General features: G+C 61.8%; 20 protein-coding genes. 12 read left to right on the top strand and 8 right to left on the bottom strand.

Features of this window, described 5'->3' with window-relative positions:
* Window positions 1-8: 8 nt before the first annotated feature.
* The 4 genes from aroQ to gcbA all read right to left on the bottom strand — a co-directional run bounded on the left by aroQ (window position 9) and on the right by gcbA (window position 6,192).
* Window positions 9-464, bottom strand: coding sequence for a type II 3-dehydroquinate dehydratase (aroQ, locus tag AC3IT6_RS02980; RefSeq protein WP_007971361.1), 456 nt, complete (start codon window positions 462-464; stop codon window positions 9-11).
* Between the two features lie 132 nt (window positions 465-596).
* Window positions 597-2,342, bottom strand: coding sequence for a protein-disulfide reductase DsbD (locus tag AC3IT6_RS02985; RefSeq protein ID WP_489354241.1), 1,746 nt, complete (start codon window positions 2,340-2,342; stop codon window positions 597-599).
* 180 nt (window positions 2,343-2,522) lie between these two features.
* A complete protein-coding gene (locus tag AC3IT6_RS02990) occupies window positions 2,523-4,469 on the bottom strand; it encodes a methyl-accepting chemotaxis protein (protein WP_489354242.1) in 1,947 nt (648 codons plus the stop codon).
* A gap of 52 nt (window positions 4,470-4,521) precedes the next feature.
* Complete coding sequence (gene gcbA, locus AC3IT6_RS02995) at window positions 4,522-6,192, bottom strand: diguanylate cyclase GcbA (RefSeq protein WP_489354243.1); 1,671 nt, start codon at window positions 6,190-6,192, stop codon at window positions 4,522-4,524.
* Between the two features lie 485 nt (window positions 6,193-6,677).
* Between gcbA and AC3IT6_RS03000 the strand changes: the two genes are divergently transcribed.
* The 6 genes from AC3IT6_RS03000 (at window position 6,678) to AC3IT6_RS03025 (ending at window position 13,459) form a co-directional block, all read left to right on the top strand.
* Window positions 6,678-7,745: a DUF2333 family protein gene (locus tag AC3IT6_RS03000; protein ID WP_489354244.1), complete on the top strand. Its 1,068-nt coding sequence runs from the start codon at window positions 6,678-6,680 to the stop codon at window positions 7,743-7,745.
* A 3-nt stretch (window positions 7,746-7,748) separates the two neighbouring features.
* Window positions 7,749-8,306, top strand: coding sequence for an NUDIX hydrolase (locus AC3IT6_RS03005; RefSeq protein ID WP_489354245.1), 558 nt, complete (start codon window positions 7,749-7,751; stop codon window positions 8,304-8,306).
* 298 nt (window positions 8,307-8,604) lie between these two features.
* Complete coding sequence (locus AC3IT6_RS03010; RefSeq protein ID WP_008053936.1) at window positions 8,605-8,976, top strand: translation initiation factor Sui1; 372 nt, start codon at window positions 8,605-8,607, stop codon at window positions 8,974-8,976.
* A gap of 219 nt (window positions 8,977-9,195) precedes the next feature.
* Entirely contained in the window at window positions 9,196-11,109 is a 1,914-nt protein-coding gene (speA, locus tag AC3IT6_RS03015) for an arginine decarboxylase (RefSeq protein WP_489354246.1), read from the top strand.
* 233 nt (window positions 11,110-11,342) lie between these two features.
* Window positions 11,343-12,662, top strand: a complete 1,320-nt coding sequence (locus AC3IT6_RS03020) for a contractile injection system protein, VgrG/Pvc8 family (RefSeq protein WP_489354247.1) — start codon at window positions 11,343-11,345, stop codon at window positions 12,660-12,662.
* Window positions 12,659-13,459 (top strand): DUF4123 domain-containing protein, encoded by an 801-nt coding sequence (locus AC3IT6_RS03025; RefSeq protein WP_489354248.1) that lies wholly within the window; start codon window positions 12,659-12,661, stop codon window positions 13,457-13,459. Before AC3IT6_RS03020 ends, AC3IT6_RS03025 begins: the two co-directional genes overlap by 4 nt.
* A 48-nt stretch (window positions 13,460-13,507) precedes the next feature.
* Here AC3IT6_RS03025 and AC3IT6_RS03030 read toward each other — a convergent pair whose 3' ends face one another.
* On the bottom strand, window positions 13,508-14,857 hold the full coding sequence (locus AC3IT6_RS03030) for an MATE family efflux transporter (protein ID WP_489354249.1): 1,350 nt from the start codon (window positions 14,855-14,857) through the stop codon (window positions 13,508-13,510).
* Between the two features lie 70 nt (window positions 14,858-14,927).
* The gene (locus AC3IT6_RS03035) at window positions 14,928-15,221 is read right to left on the bottom strand and encodes a hypothetical protein (RefSeq protein ID WP_489354250.1); all 294 of its coding nucleotides are present in this window, start codon (window positions 15,219-15,221) and stop codon (window positions 14,928-14,930) included.
* A 157-nt stretch (window positions 15,222-15,378) separates the two neighbouring features.
* On the opposite strand from AC3IT6_RS03035, the gene AC3IT6_RS03040 reads away from it, so the two are divergent.
* The 5 genes from AC3IT6_RS03040 to AC3IT6_RS03060 all read left to right on the top strand — a co-directional run bounded on the left by AC3IT6_RS03040 (window position 15,379) and on the right by AC3IT6_RS03060 (window position 18,908).
* Complete coding sequence (locus AC3IT6_RS03040) at window positions 15,379-15,681, top strand: MazG-like family protein (RefSeq protein WP_007971343.1); 303 nt, start codon at window positions 15,379-15,381, stop codon at window positions 15,679-15,681.
* Complete coding sequence (locus AC3IT6_RS03045; RefSeq protein WP_223447742.1) at window positions 15,681-16,430, top strand: methyltransferase domain-containing protein; 750 nt, start codon at window positions 15,681-15,683, stop codon at window positions 16,428-16,430. The genes AC3IT6_RS03040 and AC3IT6_RS03045 overlap by 1 nt, the downstream gene beginning before the upstream one ends.
* Before the next feature lie 12 nt (window positions 16,431-16,442).
* Entirely contained in the window at window positions 16,443-17,051 is a 609-nt protein-coding gene (locus AC3IT6_RS03050) for a DUF4136 domain-containing protein (RefSeq protein ID WP_489354251.1), read from the top strand.
* A 56-nt stretch (window positions 17,052-17,107) separates the two neighbouring features.
* Complete coding sequence (locus tag AC3IT6_RS03055; protein ID WP_489354252.1) at window positions 17,108-17,671, top strand: DUF4136 domain-containing protein; 564 nt, start codon at window positions 17,108-17,110, stop codon at window positions 17,669-17,671.
* Between the two features lie 931 nt (window positions 17,672-18,602).
* Entirely contained in the window at window positions 18,603-18,908 is a 306-nt protein-coding gene (locus AC3IT6_RS03060) for a DUF6124 family protein (RefSeq protein ID WP_489354253.1), read from the top strand.
* 61 nt (window positions 18,909-18,969) lie between these two features.
* Here the strand turns inward: AC3IT6_RS03060 and AC3IT6_RS03065 are convergent, their stop codons facing one another.
* Window positions 18,970-19,824 (bottom strand): MaoC family dehydratase, encoded by an 855-nt coding sequence (locus tag AC3IT6_RS03065; protein ID WP_489354254.1) that lies wholly within the window; start codon window positions 19,822-19,824, stop codon window positions 18,970-18,972.
* Between the two features lie 2 nt (window positions 19,825-19,826).
* Window positions 19,827-21,179, bottom strand: a complete 1,353-nt coding sequence (locus AC3IT6_RS03070; RefSeq protein WP_489354255.1) for a 3-oxoacyl-ACP reductase — start codon at window positions 21,177-21,179, stop codon at window positions 19,827-19,829.
* A gap of 265 nt (window positions 21,180-21,444) precedes the next feature.
* Here AC3IT6_RS03070 and AC3IT6_RS03075 point away from each other — a divergent pair, with 265 nt between their 5' ends.
* Window positions 21,445-22,722 (top strand): acetyl-CoA C-acetyltransferase, encoded by a 1,278-nt coding sequence (locus AC3IT6_RS03075; RefSeq protein WP_489354256.1) that lies wholly within the window; start codon window positions 21,445-21,447, stop codon window positions 22,720-22,722.
* Window positions 22,723-22,796: the final 74 nt, after the last annotated feature.

Consider the following 22,796-nt stretch of genomic DNA (forward strand, 5'->3'; position numbering starts at 1 on the left):
AGGGTCGGTCAGGGGCGGTTAACTTGTTGTTCAAGCTGTTCCAGGGCGGCCTCCAGGGCCAGTCGATAACCGCTGGCGCCAAGGCCGCAGATCACTCCCACCGCTACGTCGGAGAAGTAAGAGTGATGGCGGAAAGGTTCGCGTTTGTGCACGTTAGACAAATGCACTTCGATGAATGGGATGCTCACCGCCAGCAGCGCGTCACGTAATGCGACACTTGTATGTGTAAAAGCTGCTGGGTTGATCAAAATGAAGTCCACGCCTTCACTGCGGGCAGCGTGGATGCGGTCGATCAATTCGTACTCGGCGTTGCTTTGCAGGTGCAGCAAATGGTGACCGGCTTCGCGGGCACGGCGTTCCAGGTCCTGGTTGATCTGCGCCAGCGTCGTGGCGCCGTAGGTGCCCGGTTCACGAGTGCCGAGCAGGTTCAGGTTGGGTCCGTGCAGAACGAGTAGCGTCGCCATCGGCGGTTCCTATGTTATCTGTGAGCAATTGTCAGAACCCGGCGACTATGCCGCAAAGCCTTTGTGACTGTCCAGTTCTCTGCAATAGCCAGCACGATGACCGATGTTTGCGCGAAATATATGACTGCTTGATTAAATTTGGTCATTCGCCCTGGTTACGCGTTCGGCGAAGTCCTTGGCGTTGATCTCGCCGATCACCCGCACATCGGCGCGTTCGACACCGTCCTTGCCGAAAAACATCAGTGCCGGTGGGCCGAACAACTGGTAACGGTCGAGCAGGGCGCGTTGTTCGGCGTTGCTGGCGGTGATGTCGAAGCGGATCAGCCGGTAACCCTTGAGGCGTTCGATGACGATAGGGTCGTCCAGCACCTCACGCTCGATGACTTTGCAGCTGATGCACCAGTCGGCGTACCAGTCGAGCAGCAGCGGTGTGCCGGATGAACGTGCGTCGGCGAGTGCGCGATCCAGTTCGGCCGGCGTGCTGAGGGTTTGCCAGGTGCTGGCGTTTTGCGCTTGTCCGTTGCTGTCAACGATACGGGGCTGGCCAATCGGGTTGAGCGGGTCGGTCTGGCCGCTGAAGGCGCCGTACCAGCAGGCCAGTGCGTAAAACAGCAAAAACATGCCGAGCAATTGGCCCAGGCGTTTGCGCGGCGGTTTATAGACGAACTCCAGCGCCCCCATGAACAAGCCGACGCCGCCAGCCAGCAAACCGATCAGTAGCAAGGTGACCTGACCCGGCAAGACGCGGCCAAGCAGGCCGATGGCCAACCCGAGCAACAACACGCCAATTGCGTTTTTCACGTAGACCAGCCACGGACCACTTTTCGGCAGCCAGGCTGCGCCACCGGTGGCCACCAGCAGCAGCGGTGCGCCCATGCCGAGGCCGAGCATGAACAGTTTCAAACCGCCGCCCAGCGCATCGCCACTGGCGCTAATGTACAGCAGCGCCCCGGCCAATGGCGCCGACACGCAGGGTGAAACCAGCAAGCTGGAGACCACGCCCAACACCGCGGCACCCAACAATGACCCGCCTTTGGTGCGGCCGGCGATATGGTCCAGGCGACTGCTGATGGCGTGCGGCAACTTGAGCTCGAAGACGCCGAACATCGCCAGGGCAAACACGGCGAAAAACATCGCGAACGGCACCAGCACCCAGGCCGACTGCAGTCGCGCCTGTAGATTGAGCTGGGCACCGAACAGGCCCATCAGGGCTCCGAGCAGGGCAAAGCAGGCGGCCATCGGCAGCACATAGGCCAGTGACAGATTGAAACCGCGCCAGCCACCGACCTGACCGCGCAGCACCACGCCTGACAGGATCGGCAGCATAGGCAGCACACATGGCGTGAACGTCAGGCCCAGGCCCGCGAGGAAAAACAGCGCCAGTTCGCGCCAGCTCCATGGATAAACCGTCGCCGGAGCGCTGCTGCCGTCGATGTTCAGGCGCTCGGTTTCCGGCGGATAGCACAGGCCTTTGTCGGCGCATCCCTGATAGGTCACGACCAGGGTGAAGGTGCGTTGATCGGTGCGCGGCAACTCAATGTCGAGAATGCCGTGGTAGACCTCGACATCGCCGAAGTATTCATCGTGCTTTTTCTGACCGTCGGGCAGTTTCGCCGCGCCGAGGACAACATCGGCCGTATCGGCGCGAAACTGAAAGCGGTGGCGGTAGAGGTAATAACCTTCGGTGGCGACGAAACGCAGCTTGATCGATTGCGGCGTGCTGTCTACCAGGCTCAGCCGGAAAGCTTCGCGTACCGGCAGGAAGTCGGCGCTGTTGTTGATCGAACCCAGGCTTGAGCTGGGTCGGTTCTCCAGCAAGCCAGTGGCGCTGGCCGGCAGGGCGAACACTAAAAACAGCAGGCAAAGCAAACGGCGCATGACGATCTCGCGTATCGGAATTGGGGGGGATGATAGCGGACGGTGGGCCGGTGTGCTGGGGGGAGTTTTGCGGTGGTCTTTCTGACGCCTTCGCGAGCAAGCCCGCTCCCACAGGTGACCGCGTTCTTTCATGGGGATGCGGTTAAATGTGGGAGCGGGCTTGCTCGCGAAAGTAGTCTGTCAGACGCGGAAAGCCTGAACGGCCGTATGCAATCGCCCACCCAGCACCAGCAGGTTCTCCCCTTGCGCACGCCCTTCACCAATGCGCAGCAAGTTATCCCCACCCAACTGGTGAATCCGCTCACTGTGGTCACGGATTTCGCTGACAGCGCCGCTCTGCTGGGCAGTGACATCGGCGATGCGTACCGCCGTGTCGGATATTGTCTGGATCGCCCCGACGATTTTATCCAGCGCACCGTCAGCCGCCTGGGCCTGGCTGGCCGTGGCTTCGGCGTGTTCGACCTGGGCGCGCATGCCTTCCACCGATTGCCGCGCGGCGGTTTGCAGCCCTGCGATCAGCGTCTGGATTTCTGCCGTGGCCCCGGCGGTACGTTGCGCCAGTGAGCGCACCTCTTCGGCCACCACCGCAAAGCCTCGGCCCATTTCCCCGGCCCGGGCCGCCTCGATGGCGGCGTTCAAGGCCAGCAGGTTGGTCTGGTCGGCAATCGAGCGGATCACCGTCAGCACGCCGCCGATGGTGGCCGACTCTTCGGCCAGGTGTTCGATCATTTGCGCATTGCCTTGCACTTCATCCACCAGCGCATGCAGGCCGGTGAGGCTCAGGCCGATGACTTTCTGCCCATGCTCCACGGCCAGGCCGGCGTGGCGGCTGGCGTCGGCGGCCTGGCTGGCATCGCCGGCGACTTGTTGAATGGTCGCCTCCAGTTCGCTGAGGGAGTCGCGGATCAGTGCCGTGTCGCCGGCCTGATGCTCGGCACCGTCATGCAGGTCGTTGCTCAGGTCGGCCAGGGTGCGGCTGCTGCCAGCCACCTGTTCGGCGTTGCGACGAATGGTCCCCACCAGGTCCACCAGATAAGCGCGCAAGCGGTTGAGAGAGGCTTCAATGTCATGCAATTCGCGGTTGGTGTTACCCAGTTGAATGTCGCGGCTGAAGTCGCCTTCGGCCCAGGTCGAGAGGGCCGGTGCGAGGTTGGTCAGGGTCCGGGCCAGTTTGCGCTGCAGGGTGTCGATCAGCAGGGCGATCAACAGAATCAAGCCGATCATCACGCCTTGCATCAGCCGCACCTCACCCTGGATCTGCCCGTGCTGGGTGCGCACTACCGGTTCCAGCTCGGCAATGGCCTGTTGCACGTCAGCGATTTTCAGGTGGGTCGCCGCGCTGAGATCGGCGCGTTTGCGGATTTGATCGCGGGTGCGCGAAAGCTCGGACGGGTAGCGGGTGAGCAGGCTGTTGAGCTCGCGCTTGAGGCCGACGCCGGCATCTTCGGCGACGGTTTTTTCCTTGTTCTCAAGGCCCATCATCGAGGCGAAATCATCGGTGTTCGACTCGCTGCTGGTGGTCACGCCCAACAATGGCAGGGCGTCGAGTTTCTCTGCCTGGGCACGGATATTGGCCACTTCGCGTTCGACATCGGCGGCCAGTTCACTGCGGCCGCTGCTGACCAGTTTGTCCCGGGCCAGGGACAATTTACCCAAGTGCTGCGATGCGCTGAGCAGCGGCGTCAGGTAGGCCGCATTGCCACTGGCGTACTGGCTGAGTTGATCGAGACTGGCACCCAGTTCGCGCTCAGCCTGCAGCAGCAAGGCCTGCGGATCGCCTGCCAGTTTGCCGGCGGCCAGCAGATCGGTCTTGCTGAATTCTTCAAGGGTCGACAGGCTGGGACGCAGCGTCTCGGCCAGGGCTGGCGGCAATTCGCCGAGTTCTTTTTTAAGGCTGTCGATGCCTTGGGCGGCGCTGCTCAGGCGCAGCGCATCGCCGCTGCCCAGGTAATCCTCGACGCTGCGGGCGACATCATTCTGAAACTGCTGCGACAGGCCCAGGTAGCGCTCCATTAATAGATACGGACGCTCAAGGGCTTTCTGCGACCACCACAGCGTGGCGCCGAGGGCCACGCACACGGCCACCAGAAGGAGAGTATTGAGATTGGTCAGCAGCTTCAGGCGCATTACGGACTACCAACGGCAGAAATGGTAAGTGCCTGAAGTTATTGCGTTTCTGTTACAGGGTTATGACCGAATGGGTGGATTGAGATGAAAAAGTGGCACTTTGCTTTAACGTCAGTGCCGCCTGGACGCGGTTGCGTCCGGCGCCTTTGGCACGATACAGCGCTTCGTCTGCCTGACTGGCCATCAACAGACTGTCGGAGTCTTCGCACAGCTCGACCACCCCGGCGCTGAAGGTGCACCACAGATCCTGCGGCTGGGCGGGGTAGTGAATTTCGGCAAAGCGCTGACGAATTTCATCCAGTACGTTCCAGGCCGCTTCGAGGTCGGTGTCCGGCATGACAATGGCGAACTCTTCGCCGCCGTATCGACCGATGAAGTCGGTCTTGCGCAACCGCTGCTTGAGGAACAGCGCCAGGCTCTTGATCACCCGGTCGCCCATGGGGTGGCCGTGGCTGTCATTGACCCGTTTGAAATGGTCGATGTCGAGCATGGCAAAGCTCAGCGGCTTGCTTTCGCGACGGGCGCGGAACGAGCAGTCTTCGAGCAATTGCAGGATATGCGTGTGGTTGTACAACCCGGTGAGGCTGTCGCGGACCATCCGTGCCTTGAGGTTGCGTGCCCGCGCCGCGCGGTTGCGCACGGTGGTGATCAGGTGCCGGGGCTTGATCGGTTTGGTCAGGAAGTCATCGCCGCCCTCGCTCATGGCGTCGAGCTGCTTGTCCAGGTCGTCTTCGGCCGACAGGTAAATGATCGGCACGCTGACGTAACGATCATTGTGGCGGATCACCTTGGCCAGTTCCGTACCGGTGCAGGCCGGCATGTACATGTCGAGGATGATCAGGTCCGGCTGGAAATCCGCCAGTTCGGCCATAGCCTGGATCGGCTCAATGAGCGTGCGGGTGACGATCCCGGCGCTGTTGAGCAGGCGCTCGGTGTGCAAGGCCTGGGCGCGGGAGTCGTCGATGATCAGCACTTTATAAGGCTCGTACTGGGCAACGCAGGTCAGGACTTCGATCTTCTCCAGCAGGCTCGACGCATCGAGGGTGCCGGTGAGGAACTCCTGGCCACCGGCACGCACGGCGGCCAGGCGGGTCGGGGTGTCGGTCTCGTGCAGGCTGAAGAACAGCAGCGGCAGCCGATGATCGAGGCCTTCCTGGGCTTCGGCGGCCAGTTTCAGGCCGACACCAGTGCCACAGAAATCCACGTCCATGACAATCGCCGCTGGCAAGCGCTCGACCATCGATGAGCGAAACGCATCTACGCTGTCCAGGGACTGGGCGCTTAGGCCGAAGAATTCCAGTTGCTTGGCCAGGCGCTCGGCGCGGTCGTGATCTTGCAACATCACGTAGATGGGCTTGCGCAGCGGTGGCAGGAAGGTTTGATCGAGTTGGTCGCCATGGCGCAGGCCGGTGCGTGACAGGCGCTGCATCAAGCGATTGAGGTCGGTGATCAGGCCGCTGCTCAGGCGTCCGCGATTGGCGTCGACCGCCTCCAGGGACTGACCGATATGGCGTGCCAGTTGCGTGTGTTCCGGTTGCTCGAAACGCTCGGCGAAACGCAGCAGGCGCAAATTGGCCTCGCTCAGTTCCGAAAGGTCGGCGGTGGACCACTCACTGCGTTGCAGGCGCTGCCATATCTCAAGAATCTGACGAGCCTGATGAATTACCCGCTGGGCAAAGTGGTGCTTGAGGCGCTCGCGGCTGGGGTCTTCTGGCTCGGTCATAACCTGACTACTAGTTAGGGTGCACGCTGAGGTCGAGTGGTGGCTCTATGCTAGCACCACTTTTCCATTGCATGAGTGCTGTACGTCAATAATCTGCAAGGCGACTTCATTCAGTTTGTGACCTGATGGTCTGATTCGAGTCGTTGAAGTCGTGGTGTGCAGGGGGCGAAGTGCTTGAATCAGGGCATTTGGCGGGCGTGGGGTGGGAGTGGGCGAGTGACTGAATTTAGGCCATTCATGATTTTTTGCCAGTGCCGATCGGCCCGGTTTTTTGGATTTCAGAGTATCGGGGATCCCCTTAGTGTGGCAATCCAAACCATTAGTAGGGGGTTTGAGGACCGCAGCGTCGTCGGGTGGGCAGGAACACTTTTCATCCGCAGCCCGGTAATTTTCCGCATCGGTGCAATGGCGGGTGCCGGGCCAAGGCACGTTGTTGTATGGTTGTGGTCGAACCGTTGACCTCAAGAGCTTGAAAGGATATCGCCATGCTGGACTGGAAGAACCGCACAGGCAGTGCGCCTGAACGTGCCGCTGAACCGAAGTCGGAGACCCGCAGTTATCTGGGCGGTCTGTTGTTCAGCCGGGCGCTGGCCACTCTGCTGGGCATCTACCTGTTGGTGGCGAGTGTCCTGGGCTGGTACTGGAGCCAGGAGCCGGCACTGTTCCCGGTCCAGCAAACCGCGCAACTGGCGGCCGAGAAAGAAGGCAAGCAGATGGTCGTCGGCTACACCACGGTGGAAACCCTCAAGACCGTCGCCGGCACCTTGCTGACCAAGCCGGGCGGCTATATTTCCAACGACCGATTCCCGCCAGGCCTGTGGATGGACAACATGCCGAGCTGGGAATATGGCGTGCTGGTGCAGGTTCGCGACCTGAGCCGGGCACTGCGTAAAGACTTCGCCCGTTCGCAGTCGCAGTCCGCCGAAGACGCCGACCTGGCCAAGGCCGAGCCGCGTTTCAACTTCGACAACAAGAGTTGGGTGCTGCCGTCCAGTGAGTCCGAGTACCAGGAAGGCATCAATTCCCTGAGCCGCTATCAGGCGCGCCTGTCCGATCCGAACCAGAAAAGCGCGTTGTTCTATGCCCGCGCCGACAACCTGAACAACTGGCTGGGTGACGTCGGCACCCGTCTGGGCTCGCTGTCGCAACGGCTGTCGGCCAGTGTTGGCCGGGTCAAGCTCAACACTGCGTTGAAGACCGAGGTGGTGGCACCGGGCGTGGCGCCGCAAGTCGATGAAGAAGTCGTCGAAACCCCATGGCTGCAGATCGACAACGTGTTCTACGAAGCTCGCGGCCAGGCCTGGGCCTTGTCGCACTTGCTGCGCGCCATCGAAGTCGACTTCGCCGATGTGCTGGCCAAGAAGAACGCCACGGTCAGCGTGCGCCAGATCATTCGTGAGCTGGAAGCGTCGCAGGAGCCGGTGTGGAGCCCGATGATCCTCAACGGCAGTGGCTTCGGCGTACTGGCCAACCACTCGCTGGTCATGGCCAACTACATTTCCCGGGCCAACGCCGCAGTGATCGATTTGCGTCAATTGCTCAATCAGGGCTGAGTCATGGTCGATAACGCAAGGGAAGCCGCGCACCGTGCGGCTTCCGATGCCGAACAGATTGCCTGGGTCGACGAGCAGGACAACCTGCTCGGCGCTCTGGTCCGTTCCGATTTGCGCGAGCGCGGGCTGATCGGGCGCGGTACCTACATCATGTTGTTCAACTCCGCTGGCGAACTGTGCGTGCATCGACGCACCCTGAGCAAGGCGCTCTATCCCGGCTTCTGGGATGTGGCGGCGGGGGGCATGGTGCTCGCCAGCGAAACCTACGCCGAATCGGCGGCCAGGGAACTGGAGGAAGAACTGGGAGTGAGTGGTGTAGAACTGACCGCCCATGACCACTTTTTCTTCGAAGACACCGGCAATCGCCTGTGGTGTTCGGCGTTCTCGGCGGTGTGGGACGGCCCGTTGATCCTGCAACCGGAAGAGGTGCTCGAAGCGCGCTTTATCCCCATCGATCAGGTCATGCTGGAAATCGAGCAAAAGCCTTATTGCCCGGACTCTCTGGCCGCGTTGAAGCGCTATTTGCGCTCACGCCGGATCGACGTCGCAAAACAGCTATAAATTGGCGCCGATTGGCTCTTAGCAATCGGCGTTTTTGCCGTTACACTGCGCGACCTTTTTAAACTGAACCGGTATTGCTTCACTTGTAGGAGCGAGCTTGCTCGCGATGGACGTCAACGATAACGCGGGCATCCAGAATGAACGCGTCGCCTTTGAGTTCATCGCGAGCAAGCTCGCTCCTACAGTGAAGTGAATGTCGTACCGTTTCAGTAGCGCTGCCCCTGCCTGAGTGGGGCTTCGCGGTCGATAGCCTTCCCAAGTGCTGCGACCAGTCTTTGTCCTCCGAAGAGGATTGCCGGTGGCCAAAAAAGCCGCATCCTTCGCCGCCCTGGGCGGCCTGGTATTTTCCACCGACGCAGGTCGTCATTGCCCGGAATGCAGTAAACCGGTGGACGCCTGCATCTGCAAACAGACCGTTATCCCGGCCGGCGACGGCATCGCGCGCGTGCGTCGCGAAAGCAAGGGCCGTGGCGGCAAGACGGTGACCACCATCACCGGCGTGCCGTTGGCTGAAGACGCGCTCAAGGACCTGGCCACGACGTTGAAGAAACGTTGCGGTACCGGTGGGGCGCTGAAAGACGGTGTCATCGAAATCCAGGGTGATCATGTCGAGCTACTCTTGGCAGAACTGATCAAGCTCGGTTTCAAAGCGAAGAAGTCCGGCGGCTAGCAGCCTCTGTGAAAACCACCCTCGGCTTGATCCGGTCCTGATGACATTCAGGTCCGGCATCGTCTACATGGTTTTCACAGAGCCTGTTCATGACCGGTATCTAAACTCACTGCGGTCGGCGGGGTCTATTGCCTCGTTGACGAACCGTCATTTTCATTCTTTAGACTGCGCCGGCCTGAACCCAGGCGACGCACTATGACTTCTTTATAGGGGACTTCGATGTCCGTACGACGCACACGCAAAGACGATGGCAGCCAATGGACAGTTGCGGACAGCCGCAGTGTTTACGGGATTCGCCATTGGGGGGCCGGGTATTTCGCGATCAATGACGCCGGTCGCGTCGAAGTTCGTCCGAACGGTCCGAGCAGCTCGCCTATCGACCTGTACGAGCAAGTCGACCAGCTGCGCAAAAGCGGCCTGTCCTTGCCGTTGCTGGTCCGTTTCCCGGACATCCTGCAAGACCGCGTGCGTCAGCTGACCGGCGCGTTCGATTCGAACATCGAGCGTCTGGAATACCAGAGCAAGTACACCGCGCTGTACCCGATCAAGGTCAACCAGCAGGAAGCGGTGATCGAGAACATCATCGCCACCCAGAACGTATCCATCGGCCTGGAAGCCGGTTCCAAGCCTGAACTGCTGGCGGTGCTGGCACTGGCGCCGAAGGGCGGCACCATCGTCTGCAACGGTTACAAGGATCGCGAATTCATCCGCCTGGCGCTGATGGGCCAGAAGCTCGGCCACAACGTGTTCATCGTGATCGAGAAAGAATCCGAAGTCGGACTGGTGATCGAAGAAGCCAACTCGCTCAAGGTCAAGCCTCAGGTCGGCCTGCGCGTGCGCCTGTCATCCCTGGCCTCGAGCAAGTGGGCGGACACTGGCGGCGAGAAATCCAAGTTCGGCCTGTCGGCGGCGCAGTTGCTGTCGGTGGTCGAGCGTTTCCGCGCGGCCGGCCTGGACCAGGGCATCCGCCTGCTGCACTTCCACATGGGCTCGCAGATCGCCAACCTCGCGGACTACCAGCACGGTTTCAAGGAGGCGATCCGTTACTACGGCGAATTGCGCAACCTCGGCCTGCCGGTGGACCACATCGACGTCGGCGGTGGCCTGGGCGTGGACTACGACGGTACGCACTCGCGTAACGCCAGTTCGATCAACTACGACATGGACGACTACGCCGGCGTCGTGGTCGGGATGCTCAAGGAATTCTGCGATGCGCAGAGCCTGCCGCACCCGAACATCTTCTCCGAAAGCGGCCGTTCCCTGACCGCGCACCACGCCATGCTGGTGATCCAGGTGACCGATGTCGAGAAACACAACGACGACGTGCCGCAGATCGAGAACAAGGAAGCGCTGCCGGAAACCGTGCAGTGGCTGGTGGACCTGCTGGGTCCGACCGACATCGAGATGGTCACCGAAACCTACTGGCGCGCCACGCATTACATGAGCGATATCGCCGCCCAGTATGCCGACGGTAAGTTGACCCTGGCTGAGAAAGCTTTGGCCGAGCAGTGCTACTTCGCCGTGTGCCGTCGCCTGCACAACTCGCTGAAGGCCCGCCAGCGTTCCCACCGTCAGGTGCTGGACGAACTCAACGACAAGCTGGCCGACAAGTACATCTGCAACTTCTCGGTGTTCCAGAGCCTGCCGGACACCTGGGCCATCGACCAGGTCCTGCCGATCATCCCGCTGCACCGTCTCGACGAAGAGCCGCTGCGTCGTGCGGTACTGCAAGACCTGACCTGTGACTCCGACGGCAAGATCAACCAGTACGTCGACGAGCAGAGCATCGAGACCAGCTTGCCGGTGCACGCGTTGAAAGAAGGTGAGGATTACTTGCTGGGTGTGTTCCTGGTCGGTGCCTACCAGGAAATTCTTGGCGACATGCACAACCTGTTCGGTGATACCGACTCGGTGAACATCTACCAGAACGCCGACGGCAGCGTGTACCACGCCGGTATCGAAACCCACGACACCATCGAAGACATGCTGCGCTACGTGCACTTGTCCCCGGAAGAGCTGATGACCCACTACCGCGACAAGTGCGCCAGTGCCCGCATCAGCGCCACCGAGCGCACGCAGTTCCTCGATGCCTTGCGTCTGGGGCTGACCCGTTCGTCTTACCTGTCTTCTTGAGGTAAGGCGCCGCGCACATCAGGTTGTCTGAAAATTCTCCGTACGCTGCGGAAAACTCAGATGACCTGGTGCGGCGCTTCTTCTTTTTCAAGCGAAATGACCCTCAGACCGGGCTATCCAAGCGATGTGGTCTTCTTTTCGCGTAGGTCATTTCCTAAGTTGTACTTCGGCACTCTACTCGGCCATGTCTCTCAGCGAGAATCCCCGGCCGCCCCTCCTGTAGAGAATCGCCGATGTTCGATCCAGTCAACGAGCCTCCATTTCGTCTGGATGTAGCGGGTCTTCCCGACCCCTTCGAGGTCTTGGCCTTTACCGGCAGTGAAGCCATCAGCGAGCCGTTCGTGTTCGACCTGGAACTGCTGATCGATGACCCGGTGCTTGACCTTGCCAGTTTGCTGTACCGCCCGGCCTCCCTGCATTTCGGGCCAACCGGATGCCTCGTGCATGGACAACTGCATGAGCTCGTCCAGCGTGATCATGTCTCGGGACCCCGACTCTGCCAGGTGCGCCTGGGGCCAAGACTGGCTTGCCTGGCCCAGCGCTTCAGCCAACGAATCTTCAGCGCCCGTTCCGTGCCGCAAATCCTTGACCAGGTGCTCAAGGAGCACGGTATTACCGGCAAGGATCGACGCCTGGAGCTGAGCGGCGAATACCCGCCCCGGGACTTTTGCACGCAATATCGAGAGTCAGACCTGCAATTTCTCCAGCGACTGTGCGCCCAGGAACGGCTTCACTACCACTTCGAACACCGGGCCCGCGGGCACTGTGTGGTGTTTGGGGATGACCAGCAGCATTTTCCAACCGGCGAACCTGCGGAGTTTCGCAGCGAGGGCGGTCGGCCGGCGGTGCGGCAGTTCGAACGTCAGCGCTGTGGTGGGACAGCGGCGCAGTGTGCCGAATGCCGCACGGACCTGGCGACCTTGCGCAGCGGTCGGCTGATGCCGCTGTCCGGTCATCCGGTTGCCGATTGCAATCGGCTCTGGCTGCTGACCCGCGTCGAGCATTGGGGCAGCCAGGATACGCCGACGCCTTACCACAATCAGGTCCGTGCCCTGCACTGGCCGGCATCCTTCGAGCCGCCCTGTGCGACGGTCAAACCACAGATGCATAGCCTGCAACGGGCGTGGGTCGTCGAGGTCGATGAACCAGGCCCCGACCCGGCAAGGCCGGTACCAGTGCAATTCGACTGGCTTTATCAGGGCGAAGGGGCAACGCCCAGTCATTGCTGGCTGCCCCTGGGCAGGCAGTTGCAGGCCGCGACGTTCTCGTCATTGCGCGAAGGAACCGAGCTGGTGGTGAGTTTTATCGAGGGCGACCCCGATCAACCGCAGATAACAGGGGTGCTGCATGCACCGGCAACGATCGAGGTGACGGACGCTGACACCCCACAGCCCATCTGCGGCCATGATGAGGGGCTGGAGCAATGGTTGCGCTCGGGAGAGCCATTACTGGTGTTGTGCCTGCTGCCCGGCGGTGGCAGCTTCAACCATTGCGCACAGGCGATGTGCACCTGTCGTCTGGTGACGAAGCTTGGCCAGAGCTCTGGAGCATGAGCACCACACACACGCCCGAGGCGCCCCCGCAGTGGCTGTTGCTGGATGTGCCGGGCACGCCGCAGGCGGGTGTCACACTTCGGCAGATATTTGCCCAAGCCCGGTGGTCCGGGTTGTTCGAGGGTACGGAGTGGCATGTGCTGCATGAGCAGGGACCGCTCCTGGTCGATCTGCGCACCTGCCCGGCACTGGCCGATTTATGCATCGTCGACGGACAACGCTGGCCCGGTTTGCTGATGGTCAGCGACGCCGGCGCTGCGTCGTTGCTGGCGCATTTGCGGCGCATGCTCACGGTCACGCTTGGCCTGCACCGGGCCCTTTTGAGTTACTACAACCCAATCACAGCCAGCTATTTTTTCGATGCCTGCGATGCCGTTGAACTGAGTCGCTGGCTAGGGCCCATCCACCAGTTACGCTGGTTCGGCGGTAGTTGGGCCGACCGCGCGATGGGATGTGAGGGTTGGCAGCGCTTGTCCAACCCGGGGTTGGCGGTCAGCCCGTTGGCAGTCGAGGAAAGCCTCAGCGCCGGGCAACAGGGAAAACTGCAAACCTGCCTGCTCGAGCAGCATGCCTGGCGTTGGAACCGATCCACCGGTGCCGATTTCCCCCGCCTGTGGGACCATGTGCAGGAGGGGGTGGCGCTGGGTTTCAGCGAGCGCCCGGTGCTTGATGGCTGGATATGGCTACGCTTGCAGTATCCCGACGCCGTGCCCGTGCAGCCGTTGCCGGGCGGGACTCAACAGGAGCGCCTCGATAACCTGCGTCACCTGTGGCAGAACGACCGACCCTGGCCATGAAGTCGAAATTGATGAAGCGGTCTCGGCGTTTGTCGGGGCCTCGCCCGTTCAGTGAGTACTGCCGGCGAACCAGCCATCGTTACGGCGCAGGCGCCAGGCGATCATGCCGAGGGTCAGACTGCGCAGCAGCATGAACAACAGGAAGGTTATCCACAGGCCATGGTTGCCCCCGCCTTGCAGTGCCCAGCCGAAGGGAAGCACCAGCGCCACGGTCAGCAGCATGCCGTTGCGCATTTCCCGGGCGCGGGTGGCGCCGATGAACAGGCCGTCGAGCAGGTAACTCCAGACGGCAATCAGCGGCAGTACGGCGAGGTAGGGCAGGTAGATGAACGCGGTGTCACGCACACTCTGAATGTCGGTCTGCATCTCGATGAACAGATGCCCGGCGAACAGGAACAACGCGGCAAAGCCCAGGCTTGCCAGCAACGACCAGCCACCGGCCACCACCAATGAACGGCGCAGGGCATCGCGGTCACGTGCGCCAAGCGCATGTCCGCACAGGGCCTCGACGGCGTGGGCCAGGCCATCGAGGGCGTGGGCGGTCAGCAGCAGGCCATTGAGCAGCAGGGCATTGGCCGCGACCGTGGCGTCGCCCAGCCGTGCGCCTTGCACCGTGATCAGGAAGAACACCGATTGCAGCGCCAGGCTGCGGATGAAGATGTCGCGGTTGACCGCCAGCAATGGCCGCCAACTCTGCCACAGCGCCAATGCCGCCCAGGCGATATGCCCGGGGTAGGCGCGCAGGGCTTTGCGGGTCATCAGCAAGCCGATCAGTGCACCGGTCCATTCGGCAATCACCGAGGCCCGGGCCGCACCGACCACGCCCCATTCCAGGCCGAGGACGAACCACAGGTTCAGGGCAATGTTGACCAGGTTGGTGCTCAGCAGAATCGCCAGGGGCGCCCGGGCATTCTGGGTGCCGAGAAACCAGCCGACCAGTGCATAACTGGCGAGCGCCGCCGGCAGGCCGAACAGGCGGGTGTGGAAGAACTCGCGGGTCAGTTGATCGAGCTCCGCCGACGGTTGCATGAAGTGCAACGCGACCCCGCTCAACGGCACACCCACCGCCCCCAACACCACGGCCAGGCCGATGGCGAGCAACAGGCCTTGCAATAGAATCTGCCGCAAGGCCGCACCATCCCCGCGTCCGGCCGCCTGGGCGGCGAACCCGGTGGAGCCCATGCGCAGAAAGCCCATGGCCCAGGCGAGAAAGGTGTACAGGCTGGCCCCGACCGCGACGGCGCCGAGTTGATGGGCGTGGGGCAGGTGACCGATGACGGTGCTGTCGACCAGTGCCACCAGCGGTACGGAAATGTTCGAAAGAATCATCGGCGCCGCGAGTGCCCAGACCCGGCGATGGGTAGGGCGGTCGCGCCAGTCGGCGGTCAGGTTGGACATGCAGGCTCCTTGGGAGCAGGCATTGTAGCGGCAGATGTGAAATCCGCCGCTCCCACCTTGGTGGGTGGTGTCAGTGGATGATCCAGCTGAGCAACCACAGCCCCAGCACCAGCCAGATGAAACCCATGATGAACGACGCATTGAGAAAGGCGCGGATCGCCGACCACAGCAGTATCAGCCCGAGGATCAAGGTCACGATGCTCACGACCGAGGTATCCATGCCCAGCGCCTGGGACAAGCCTTCGACAAAATTGCTGCTGGCGTTGCTCAACAGATTGAACAGCCCGCTGAGGCCATCAACGATGAAGCGGATGATCGAGCCGAGTACCTGGCCGAGCCATTCGGAAAAACCTTCTACCTGCATGGAGTGAACGTCCTGATTAAAGAGAATTGAGTCTTGGGCTGTCGATCATGCTGCCGAGTTCCCACAAGCATAGAGGGTTGCACAGACGAGCATGCATCTTCTGCCCCTTGCCTTCACCTGTGATCCCCCCGAAGCTATACGCCTTCAGGAGAGCCCGATGAACCTTGTTGAACTGACCGAACGCCTGCACGCCATCCGTGACCGCAATGACTGGCGGCAATTTCACAGCCCGAAAAACCTCGCCATGGCCGCGAGCGTGGAAATGTCCGAGCTGGTGGAGATTTTCCAGTGGCTGACTGAAGACCAGTCACGCCAGTTGCCGGCGGACAAACTCGCCCACGCCGGGCAGGAAGTCGGTGACATCGTGCTTTATCTTTTATTGTTGTGCAGCGAGCTGGGTCTGGACATGGAAGCCGTGGTGCGCAGCAAACTGGCGGACAGCGAGCGGAGGTTCAGCTGATGAGCGACCGTCATTTCGATCAACTGGCGACCCGTTTCGCCGAAAAAATCTACGGCGGTGCCAAAGGGGCGATCCGTCTGGCGGTGTTGCAGGCCGATCTGGCCGAAATCCTGCCCGACCGGCCGCTGCGTGTGCTGGACATCGGCGCCGGCCTTGGCCACATGTCGTTGTGGCTGGCCCAGCGCGGCCATCAGGTGACCCTCGCCGAGCCGGCCGAACCGATGCTCGAGGGCGCCCGCCAGCGTTTTGCCGAAGCCGGACAGAGCGCCACATTCATTCAGGCACCCTGGCAGGAACTGCTCGGGCAGCTCACCGAACCCTACGACCTGGTGCTGTGCCACGCCGTGCTGGAATGGTTGGCCGAACCCCACGCCATCCTGCCGGTGCTGCATCAACTGACCAAGGCCGACGGCTGGCTGTCCCTGGCGTTCTACAACCGTGACGCGCTGATTTATCGCAACTTGCTCAAGGGCCATTTCCGCAAGATGCGCAAGAACGACATGGCCGGCGAAAAGCAGAGCCTGACCCCGCAGCAGCCCCTTGATCCGCGCGAGCTGGCGGCGCAACTTGAAGGTCTGTGGCAGGTCGAAACCCAGAGTGGCGTGCGGGTTTTTCACGATTACATGCCGGTGGAATTCCAGGCCCGCGTCGAGTTGGCAGACCTGCTCGAAATGGAGTTGGCCCACCGCCGTCATCCGAGCTTTGCCGGGCTTGGGCGTTACTTGCACTGGATCTGTCGGCCTGTCTGATCGGAGCACGCAATGAAAAGTCATTCAGGTGTACTGGTGTTCTGCCTGGGACTGGCCGCCTGTCAGGGCAGCAACCCTTATGTCGCCACCTCGAATCCTTTGCCACCGGCGCCGCCCCAGGCTGCCAACACCTTTGACCGCAGCGCTTACCCGGCGGCACCCCGTGACTATGGACGCTACCGCAGTTGGGCGTGGCTCAATGGGCATCTGCCACCGGGCACCGCCTGGGCCGACTCGGCGCAGGTCGCCGAAGCGGTCAGCAATGCGCTGGATCAACGCGGCTTGCGCCCGCTGCACGACAATCGCCCGGCCGACCTGTTTGTCAGCGCCGACCTGCGGATGGAAACCCGCTTGCGTCAGGTTCGGGACGACTATTACGGCGGCGGTTATGGCGGCTACAACGGCTACGGCCCTGGATATGGCGGATACGCCACAGTGCCGATCATCCGTACCTATCAGGAACAGGTCGTAGTGGTTCAGGTGGACATGTTTGACGCCAAAAGCGGTCAGCCGGTGTGGAGTTCCAGCGCTGAAACCGGTAACCGGGGCAGCGAAAGCGAGCGGGCCGATGCCATACGGGAGGCTGTGGAAAAGGCAATGTCGGCGTATCCTCCTAGTTAGCTTCTTGTAGAATAAGAAGCATTCCACAGGATCATGTCTTCAACCGGAGAATCATCATGTTCCGCCGTTTAGTTTTACTGGCAGTGGCCGCGCTGCTCAGTGCCTGCGCCGCCAACCAGGTCAATCATGACTTCGACGCCAGCCGCGACTTTGCTGCCTATCGCAGCTGGACCTGGAAAGAACCTGCCCTGCAATACCGTCCCGATGATCCTCGAATCAAGAGCGACCTGACCGAGCAGCGCATCCGTCAGGCGGTTGCCGATCAACTGGATCAGCGTGGTCTGCGTCCGGCCGCCGCAGGTGCCAAGGGTGACTTGAATGTGCAGACCTACCTGATTGTCGAAGAGCGGCAGCAACAGGTGACCACCAATTACGGCGGCGGCTGGGGTAACCCGTGGTATGGCTACTACGGCGCACCGATGTACAACGAAACCCGCAATGTCAGCTACAAAGTGGCGACCATTCAGATCGACCTGCTCGATGGCAAGGACGGTAAACTGGTGTGGCGCGGCAGTGACGAGCAGATACTCAGCCGCACGCCGAACCCGACGGATCGTCGCGATGCGATCTGGGAAACGGTCACGCGGATATTGGGCAACTATCCACCGCATGCATCCTAGAATCGGCCGGCCTCTCAACCCCTGTGCTCCTACAGGGGTTTTTTTGGATGGTGTACATATCCATTGCTGCGGTAACGGCGGCTTATGGTTTCGCCCTTACGGCGAGTCCCTTTTGTCAAACGACACAAAAGGAACCAAAAAGTCTCGCCCCTTACGTACGGCCCCTCGCTAAGGCTCGGGGTTCCTTCGCTCCGGTATTCATCCGGGGGCATTGCCCTCCGGTCTGCTTCGCGACGACCTACATGCAATGAGTTCGACTGCGTCGAACGGCGCTGCGCGCCAGTCCCCGGATGAACACCTCCACTCAGCCTCCCGAGGGGGCGGGTGGATCAAGATCAAAAGCTGCAGGCGAGCTAACGCTCGGCCTGATGAGTGGTGAGGAGCAGCGGGTGTGCGCCGATCTGCCTTTGCTTTTTTGTGGGAGCGGGCTTGCTCGCGAAGACGGCCTGACAGCCGACCAATATCTTTCAGATGTACCCGGCCCAACTGTGGGAGCGGGCTTGCCCGCGAAGGCGGCCTGACAGCCGACCAATATCTATCAGATGTACCCGGCCCAGCTGTGGGAGCGAGCTTGCTCGCGATGGCGGCCTGTCAGCCGACCAATCCTGTGTAGTTTTCCTCAAGTCCCGAGGAAACCTCCGACATGCTTTTCAGGTTGTCCGTCGGAAGTGCGATCTCTAGCCTTTGTCCGTCACTGCAAATTCAGTGATCGGGCTGTCGCGGCCTGTTAAGTCTACTTGGTGCATAATCCACCGGCCCAAACCGGAGCGCTTCGGTGCTTGTCGTTTGATGTAATGGTGGCTGTGCGCGGGATACCTTCGGGTATGCCGGGTTTCCAAGTAGCTCGGTCCGCGACCCCGCGTACAGCTGCCACCCTTGATTGCTGTCGCGGCGATCAGTGGCAGCTCCATCTCATACTTGGAGCTTCACCATGTTCAAACCCACCCCAAACCCCCCCGAAACCGACGACCGCGCCCTTGATCACTATCTCAATCCACCCAGGCAATCTGTCACCCACAAGCCCAGCACGATGTTCGTCATTGCCCCGGACATCGACACCGAGACCCTGCTGGCCCACGCTTGTGAATCACTGGCGTCGGCGAGTGTGATGGCGAGTGATTTCGCGGGGTTTCTGGAAGGCTCGCAGCGCAATACGATGCTGGGGATTGCGCAGGTGATCATGCTGGGTGAGCTGGCGGTGAACCGGGCGTTGGACAATCTCGATCCGCAAGACTGACCACGCAGCTTTTGTGGCGAGGGAGCAAGCTCCCTCGCCACAGACATCGGCTTTATCAGGATCAGGCAACCGGCTGCCAGTGCCCGACCATATGCTCCAGATCCCCGGCTCCCACCAACTGCAGATCCCCGCTCGGTCCTGGCGCACTGGCCAGCAACGTCACTTCACTGGGCAACCGTACCGGCTTCTTGAACTGCACCGCGATCTCGACATTCGCTGCAGGTAGATGCCCGGCCAGCGCAGCCAGCGTGCGCGCCTTGTTCCACAGGCCATGGGCGATGGCGGTCGGGAAACCGAAGAGCCGGGCGCTGGCCGCGCTGAGGTGAATCGGGTTGTAGTCGCCGGACACCTTGGCGTATTGCCGGCCGATGTCCGAGGGCGCTTTCCAGTGCTCGACTTCGCTCAGGGTCAGGCTCGGTTCCAGGTTCTCTTCGAGCGGTTCGCCCTCGAGTTTGACGCCGCGGCAGAGCATCCTGCTTTCTGCTTCCCACAACGGGCCCAACTGATCGTCGAGTGTGGTCAGCAAATCGAACGTCGCGCCTTTGGCGTGGGGTTGCAAGTTCTGCACTCGTACGCTGACGCGCACCCGATTCACCCCGCCCATGGGGCGCAGTACACGAATGCAGTTGCTCAGGTGAATCAGGCCCAGCAGAGGGAATGGGAAGTACCTGGCCGTAAGCAACTGCATCTGCAAGGCAAACCCGAGGATGTGCGGATAGGTCGGCGGCAGCAGGCCGTTGTCGGCGAAACCACAGACCTTGCGATAGGCCGCCAAGCGCTTGGGATCGACTTCGACCCAACAACGCAAACCCGAATCGGGCAGGCGGCTGCCAGTGATTTTTCGCCGTGTCGCTGCTCGTGCGTACAACCCCGTCAGGCCGGGTTCACGGTTGAGTGTGTGCCAGTCGGTGATCATGCCTAAGCCCCCAGAGCGTTTTGCCCACACACGCGCAACGCTTGCCCGGTGAACGCGCCGGTGCCAGGTTGCGCGAGCCAGGCCACGGCTTCGGCGACGTCCTGCGGCAGGCCGCCCTGGCCGAGGGAACTCATGCGGCGTCCGGCTTCGCGCAGGCCGAAGGGAATGTGCGCGGTCATCTGTGTTTCGATGAAACCCGGCGCCACGGCGTTGATGCTGATGCCGCGCTCGTGGAGCAGCGGCGCCCAGGCTTGTGCCAAACCGATCAACCCGGCCTTGCTCGCCGCGTAATTGGTTTGCCCGCGGTTGCCGGCGATGCCGCTGATGGACGCCAGCAGGATCACCCGGCCGTTGTCGTGCAGGGTGCCGCTGTCGAGCAGGGCTTTGGTCAGTACTTGCGGCGCGTTGAGGTTGACCGCCAGCACCGCGTCCCAGAATTCCGGGGTCATGTTGGCCAGGGTTTTATCCCGGGTGATGCCGGCGTTGTGCACCACGATGTCGAGGCCGTCGGGCAGTTGTTCGACCAACTGCGCAGCGGCGTCTTCGGCGCAGATGTCGAGGGTGATGCTGCGTCCGCCGAGGCGCGCGGCGAGGGCTTCGAGATCGGTTTTGGCCGGGGGCACGTCGAGCAGGATGACGTCGGCACCATCGCGGGCCAGGGTTTCGGCGATGGCGGCACCGATACCGCGTGCTGCGCCGGTGACCAGTGCCTTGCGCCCGGCGAGCGGGCGCGTCCAGTCGGTGACTGGCGTCGAGCACGGATTCAAACGAATGACCTGCCCGGACACGAAGGCGCTTTTCGGCGAGAGGAAAAACCGCAGCGGGCCTTCCAGTTGCGCCTCGGCCCCTTCGCCGACGTAGATCAATTGCAGGGTGCCACCGCTGCGCAACTCCTTGGCCAGCGAACGGCTGAAACCTTCCAGGGCACGCTGCGCACTGGCGGCGAACGGGTCGCGCAGGGTTTGCGGATCGCGTCCGAGAATCACCAGGTGCGCACAGTGGTCGAGGTTTTTCATCAGCGGCTGGAAAAACTCGCGCAGTTGCTTGAGCTGATCGGTGTGCAGCAGGTCACTGGCGTCGAACACCACGGCCTTGAGTTTCGGCCCGTGGCCGGGAATCCAGGCCGTGGCCAGCGAAGGCTCGGTGCCGTAGCTGTAGATCGCGTCGGTCAGGCGGTTGGCAAAGGCGCTGACATGTTCCGCCAACGGCCCGCCGCCGATCAGCAGCGCGCCTTCGACAGGCCGCAGCCGGCCTGCTTGCCAGCGCTCCAGTCTGCTCGGCACCGGCAACCCCAGGGCGCCGACCAGGCGATGGCCAATGGACGAATTGGCGAAGTCGATATAGCGGTCAGACATGGAACGCGCTCCGAAAGCTGGGGATCAAAGTGTGGACCACGAATGGCGATCAGTCGTTCGATCCACGAGATAAGGCCTACGCTTGGTTACAGCAGAGTAGTTTGATCACGGGATTTGAGTAGCACCACAACCACTGTGGGAGCGGGCTTGCTCGCGAAAGCGGTGGGTCAGCCAACCGCGATGTTGAATGTGCTGGCCCTTTCGCGAGCAAGCCCGCTCCCACAAGGGGCAGTGTTCAGTTCAGATAATTTGTCAGGAGCTTTTCATGACCCAACTGCGCCGCGTCGCGATCATCGGCGGTAACCGGATTCCCTTCGCCCGCTCCAACGGCCCCTACGCCACGGCCAGTAACCAGGTGATGCTCACCGCCGCCCTCGAAGGCCTGATCGAACGCTACAACCTGCACGGCCAGCGCATCGGCGAAGTGGTCGCCGGGGCCGTGCTCAAGTTGTCGCGGGACATGAACCTCACGCGCGAGTGCGTACTGGGTTCGCGACTGTCGCCTGCCACCCCGGCCTATGACATCCAGCAGGCGTGCGGCACCGGGCTGGAAGCGGCGCTGCTGGTGGCGAACAAGATTGCCCTGGGGCAGATCGACTGCGGCATTGCCGGTGGCGTGGACACCACCTCGGATGCGCCGATCAGTGTCAGCGAAGGCCTGCGCAAAATCCTCCTGCAAGCCAACCGCGCGAAAACCACCGGCGACAAACTGAAAACCTTCCTGCAATTGCGTCCCAGACATCTGATTCCCGAATTCCCGCGCAACGGTGAGCCGCGTACCGGGTTGTCCATGGGCCAGCATTGCGAGCTGATGGCCCAGACCTGGAACATCCCTCGTGAAGCACAGGATCAATTGGCGCTGGAGAGCCATCAGAAACTGGCCGCGTCCTACGCCGAGGGCTGGCACAACGACCTGATGACACCCTTCCTGGGCCTGACCCGCGACAACAACCTGCGCCCGGATTCGACGCTGGAAAAGCTCGCCGCGCTTAAGCCGGCCTATGAAAAAAGCGCCAAGGGCACCCTGACCGCCGGCAACTCCACACCGCTGACCGATGGCGCGTCACTGGTGCTGCTGGGCAGCGAGGAGTGGGCCAAGGCACGCGGGTTACCGATTCTGGCCTACTGGCGTGACGGCGAGGCGGCGGCGGTGGATTTCGTCAACGGCGCCGAAGGCCTGTTGATGGCGCCGGTCTACGCCGTGCCACGGTTGCTGGCGCGCAATGGCCTGACCCTGCAGGACTTCGACTACTACGAAATCCACGAAGCCTTCGCCGCGCAAGTGCTGTGCACCTTGAAGGCCTGGGAAGATCCGGAGTACTGCAAAACCCGTCTCGGGCTCGATGCGGCGCTGGGCTCGATCGACCGCAGCAAGCTCAACGTCAAGGGCAGTTCATTGGCGGCAGGGCATCCGTTTGCCGCCACGGGCGGGCGCATCGTCGCCAATCTGGCGAAGTTGCTGGATGCGGCGGGCAAGGGGCGGGGGCTGATTTCTATCTGTGCGGCGGGCGGGCAGGGCGTGACTGCAATCATCGAGCGCTGAGTAAAAACAACTGTGGGAGCGGCGGTGCGGCGATCCGACTTGCTCGCGAAGAGGCCATCAGCTTCAACATCAAT

The sequence above is a fragment of the Pseudomonas sp. KH_017 genome, from assembly GCF_057840285.1.

Bases quoted from the DNA above. Each gene is read 5' to 3' on its own strand.
- AC3IT6_RS02985 (WP_489354241.1), bottom strand. From the start codon at position 2,342: ATGCGCCGTTTGCTTTGCCTGCTGTTTTTAGTGTTCGCCCTGCCGGCC.
- AC3IT6_RS03050 (WP_489354251.1), top strand. From the start codon at position 16,443: ATGAAAAGTCATTCAGGTGTACTGGTGTTCTGCCTGGGACTGGCCGCC.
- AC3IT6_RS03060 (WP_489354253.1), top strand. From the start codon at position 18,603: ATGTTCAAACCCACCCCAAACCCCCCCGAAACCGACGACCGCGCCCTT.
- AC3IT6_RS03005 (WP_489354245.1), top strand. From the start codon at position 7,749: ATGGTCGATAACGCAAGGGAAGCCGCGCACCGTGCGGCTTCCGATGCC.
- AC3IT6_RS03065 (WP_489354254.1), bottom strand. From the start codon at position 19,824: ATGATCACCGACTGGCACACACTCAACCGTGAACCCGGCCTGACGGGG.
- AC3IT6_RS03075 (WP_489354256.1), top strand. From the start codon at position 21,445: ATGACCCAACTGCGCCGCGTCGCGATCATCGGCGGTAACCGGATTCCC.
- speA (WP_489354246.1), top strand. From the start codon at position 9,196: ATGTCCGTACGACGCACACGCAAAGACGATGGCAGCCAATGGACAGTT.
- aroQ (WP_007971361.1), bottom strand. From the start codon at position 464: ATGGCGACGCTACTCGTTCTGCACGGACCCAACCTGAACCTGCTCGGC.
- AC3IT6_RS03070 (WP_489354255.1), bottom strand. From the start codon at position 21,179: ATGTCTGACCGCTATATCGACTTCGCCAATTCGTCCATTGGCCATCGC.
- AC3IT6_RS03000 (WP_489354244.1), top strand. From the start codon at position 6,678: ATGCTGGACTGGAAGAACCGCACAGGCAGTGCGCCTGAACGTGCCGCT.
- gcbA (WP_489354243.1), bottom strand. From the start codon at position 6,192: ATGACCGAGCCAGAAGACCCCAGCCGCGAGCGCCTCAAGCACCACTTT.
- AC3IT6_RS03045 (WP_223447742.1), top strand. From the start codon at position 15,681: ATGAGCGACCGTCATTTCGATCAACTGGCGACCCGTTTCGCCGAAAAA.
- AC3IT6_RS03030 (WP_489354249.1), bottom strand. From the start codon at position 14,857: ATGTCCAACCTGACCGCCGACTGGCGCGACCGCCCTACCCATCGCCGG.
- AC3IT6_RS03040 (WP_007971343.1), top strand. From the start codon at position 15,379: ATGAACCTTGTTGAACTGACCGAACGCCTGCACGCCATCCGTGACCGC.
- AC3IT6_RS03025 (WP_489354248.1), top strand. From the start codon at position 12,659: ATGAGCACCACACACACGCCCGAGGCGCCCCCGCAGTGGCTGTTGCTG.
- AC3IT6_RS03055 (WP_489354252.1), top strand. From the start codon at position 17,108: ATGTTCCGCCGTTTAGTTTTACTGGCAGTGGCCGCGCTGCTCAGTGCC.
- AC3IT6_RS03020 (WP_489354247.1), top strand. From the start codon at position 11,343: ATGTTCGATCCAGTCAACGAGCCTCCATTTCGTCTGGATGTAGCGGGT.
- AC3IT6_RS02990 (WP_489354242.1), bottom strand. From the start codon at position 4,469: ATGCGCCTGAAGCTGCTGACCAATCTCAATACTCTCCTTCTGGTGGCC.
- AC3IT6_RS03035 (WP_489354250.1), bottom strand. From the start codon at position 15,221: ATGCAGGTAGAAGGTTTTTCCGAATGGCTCGGCCAGGTACTCGGCTCG.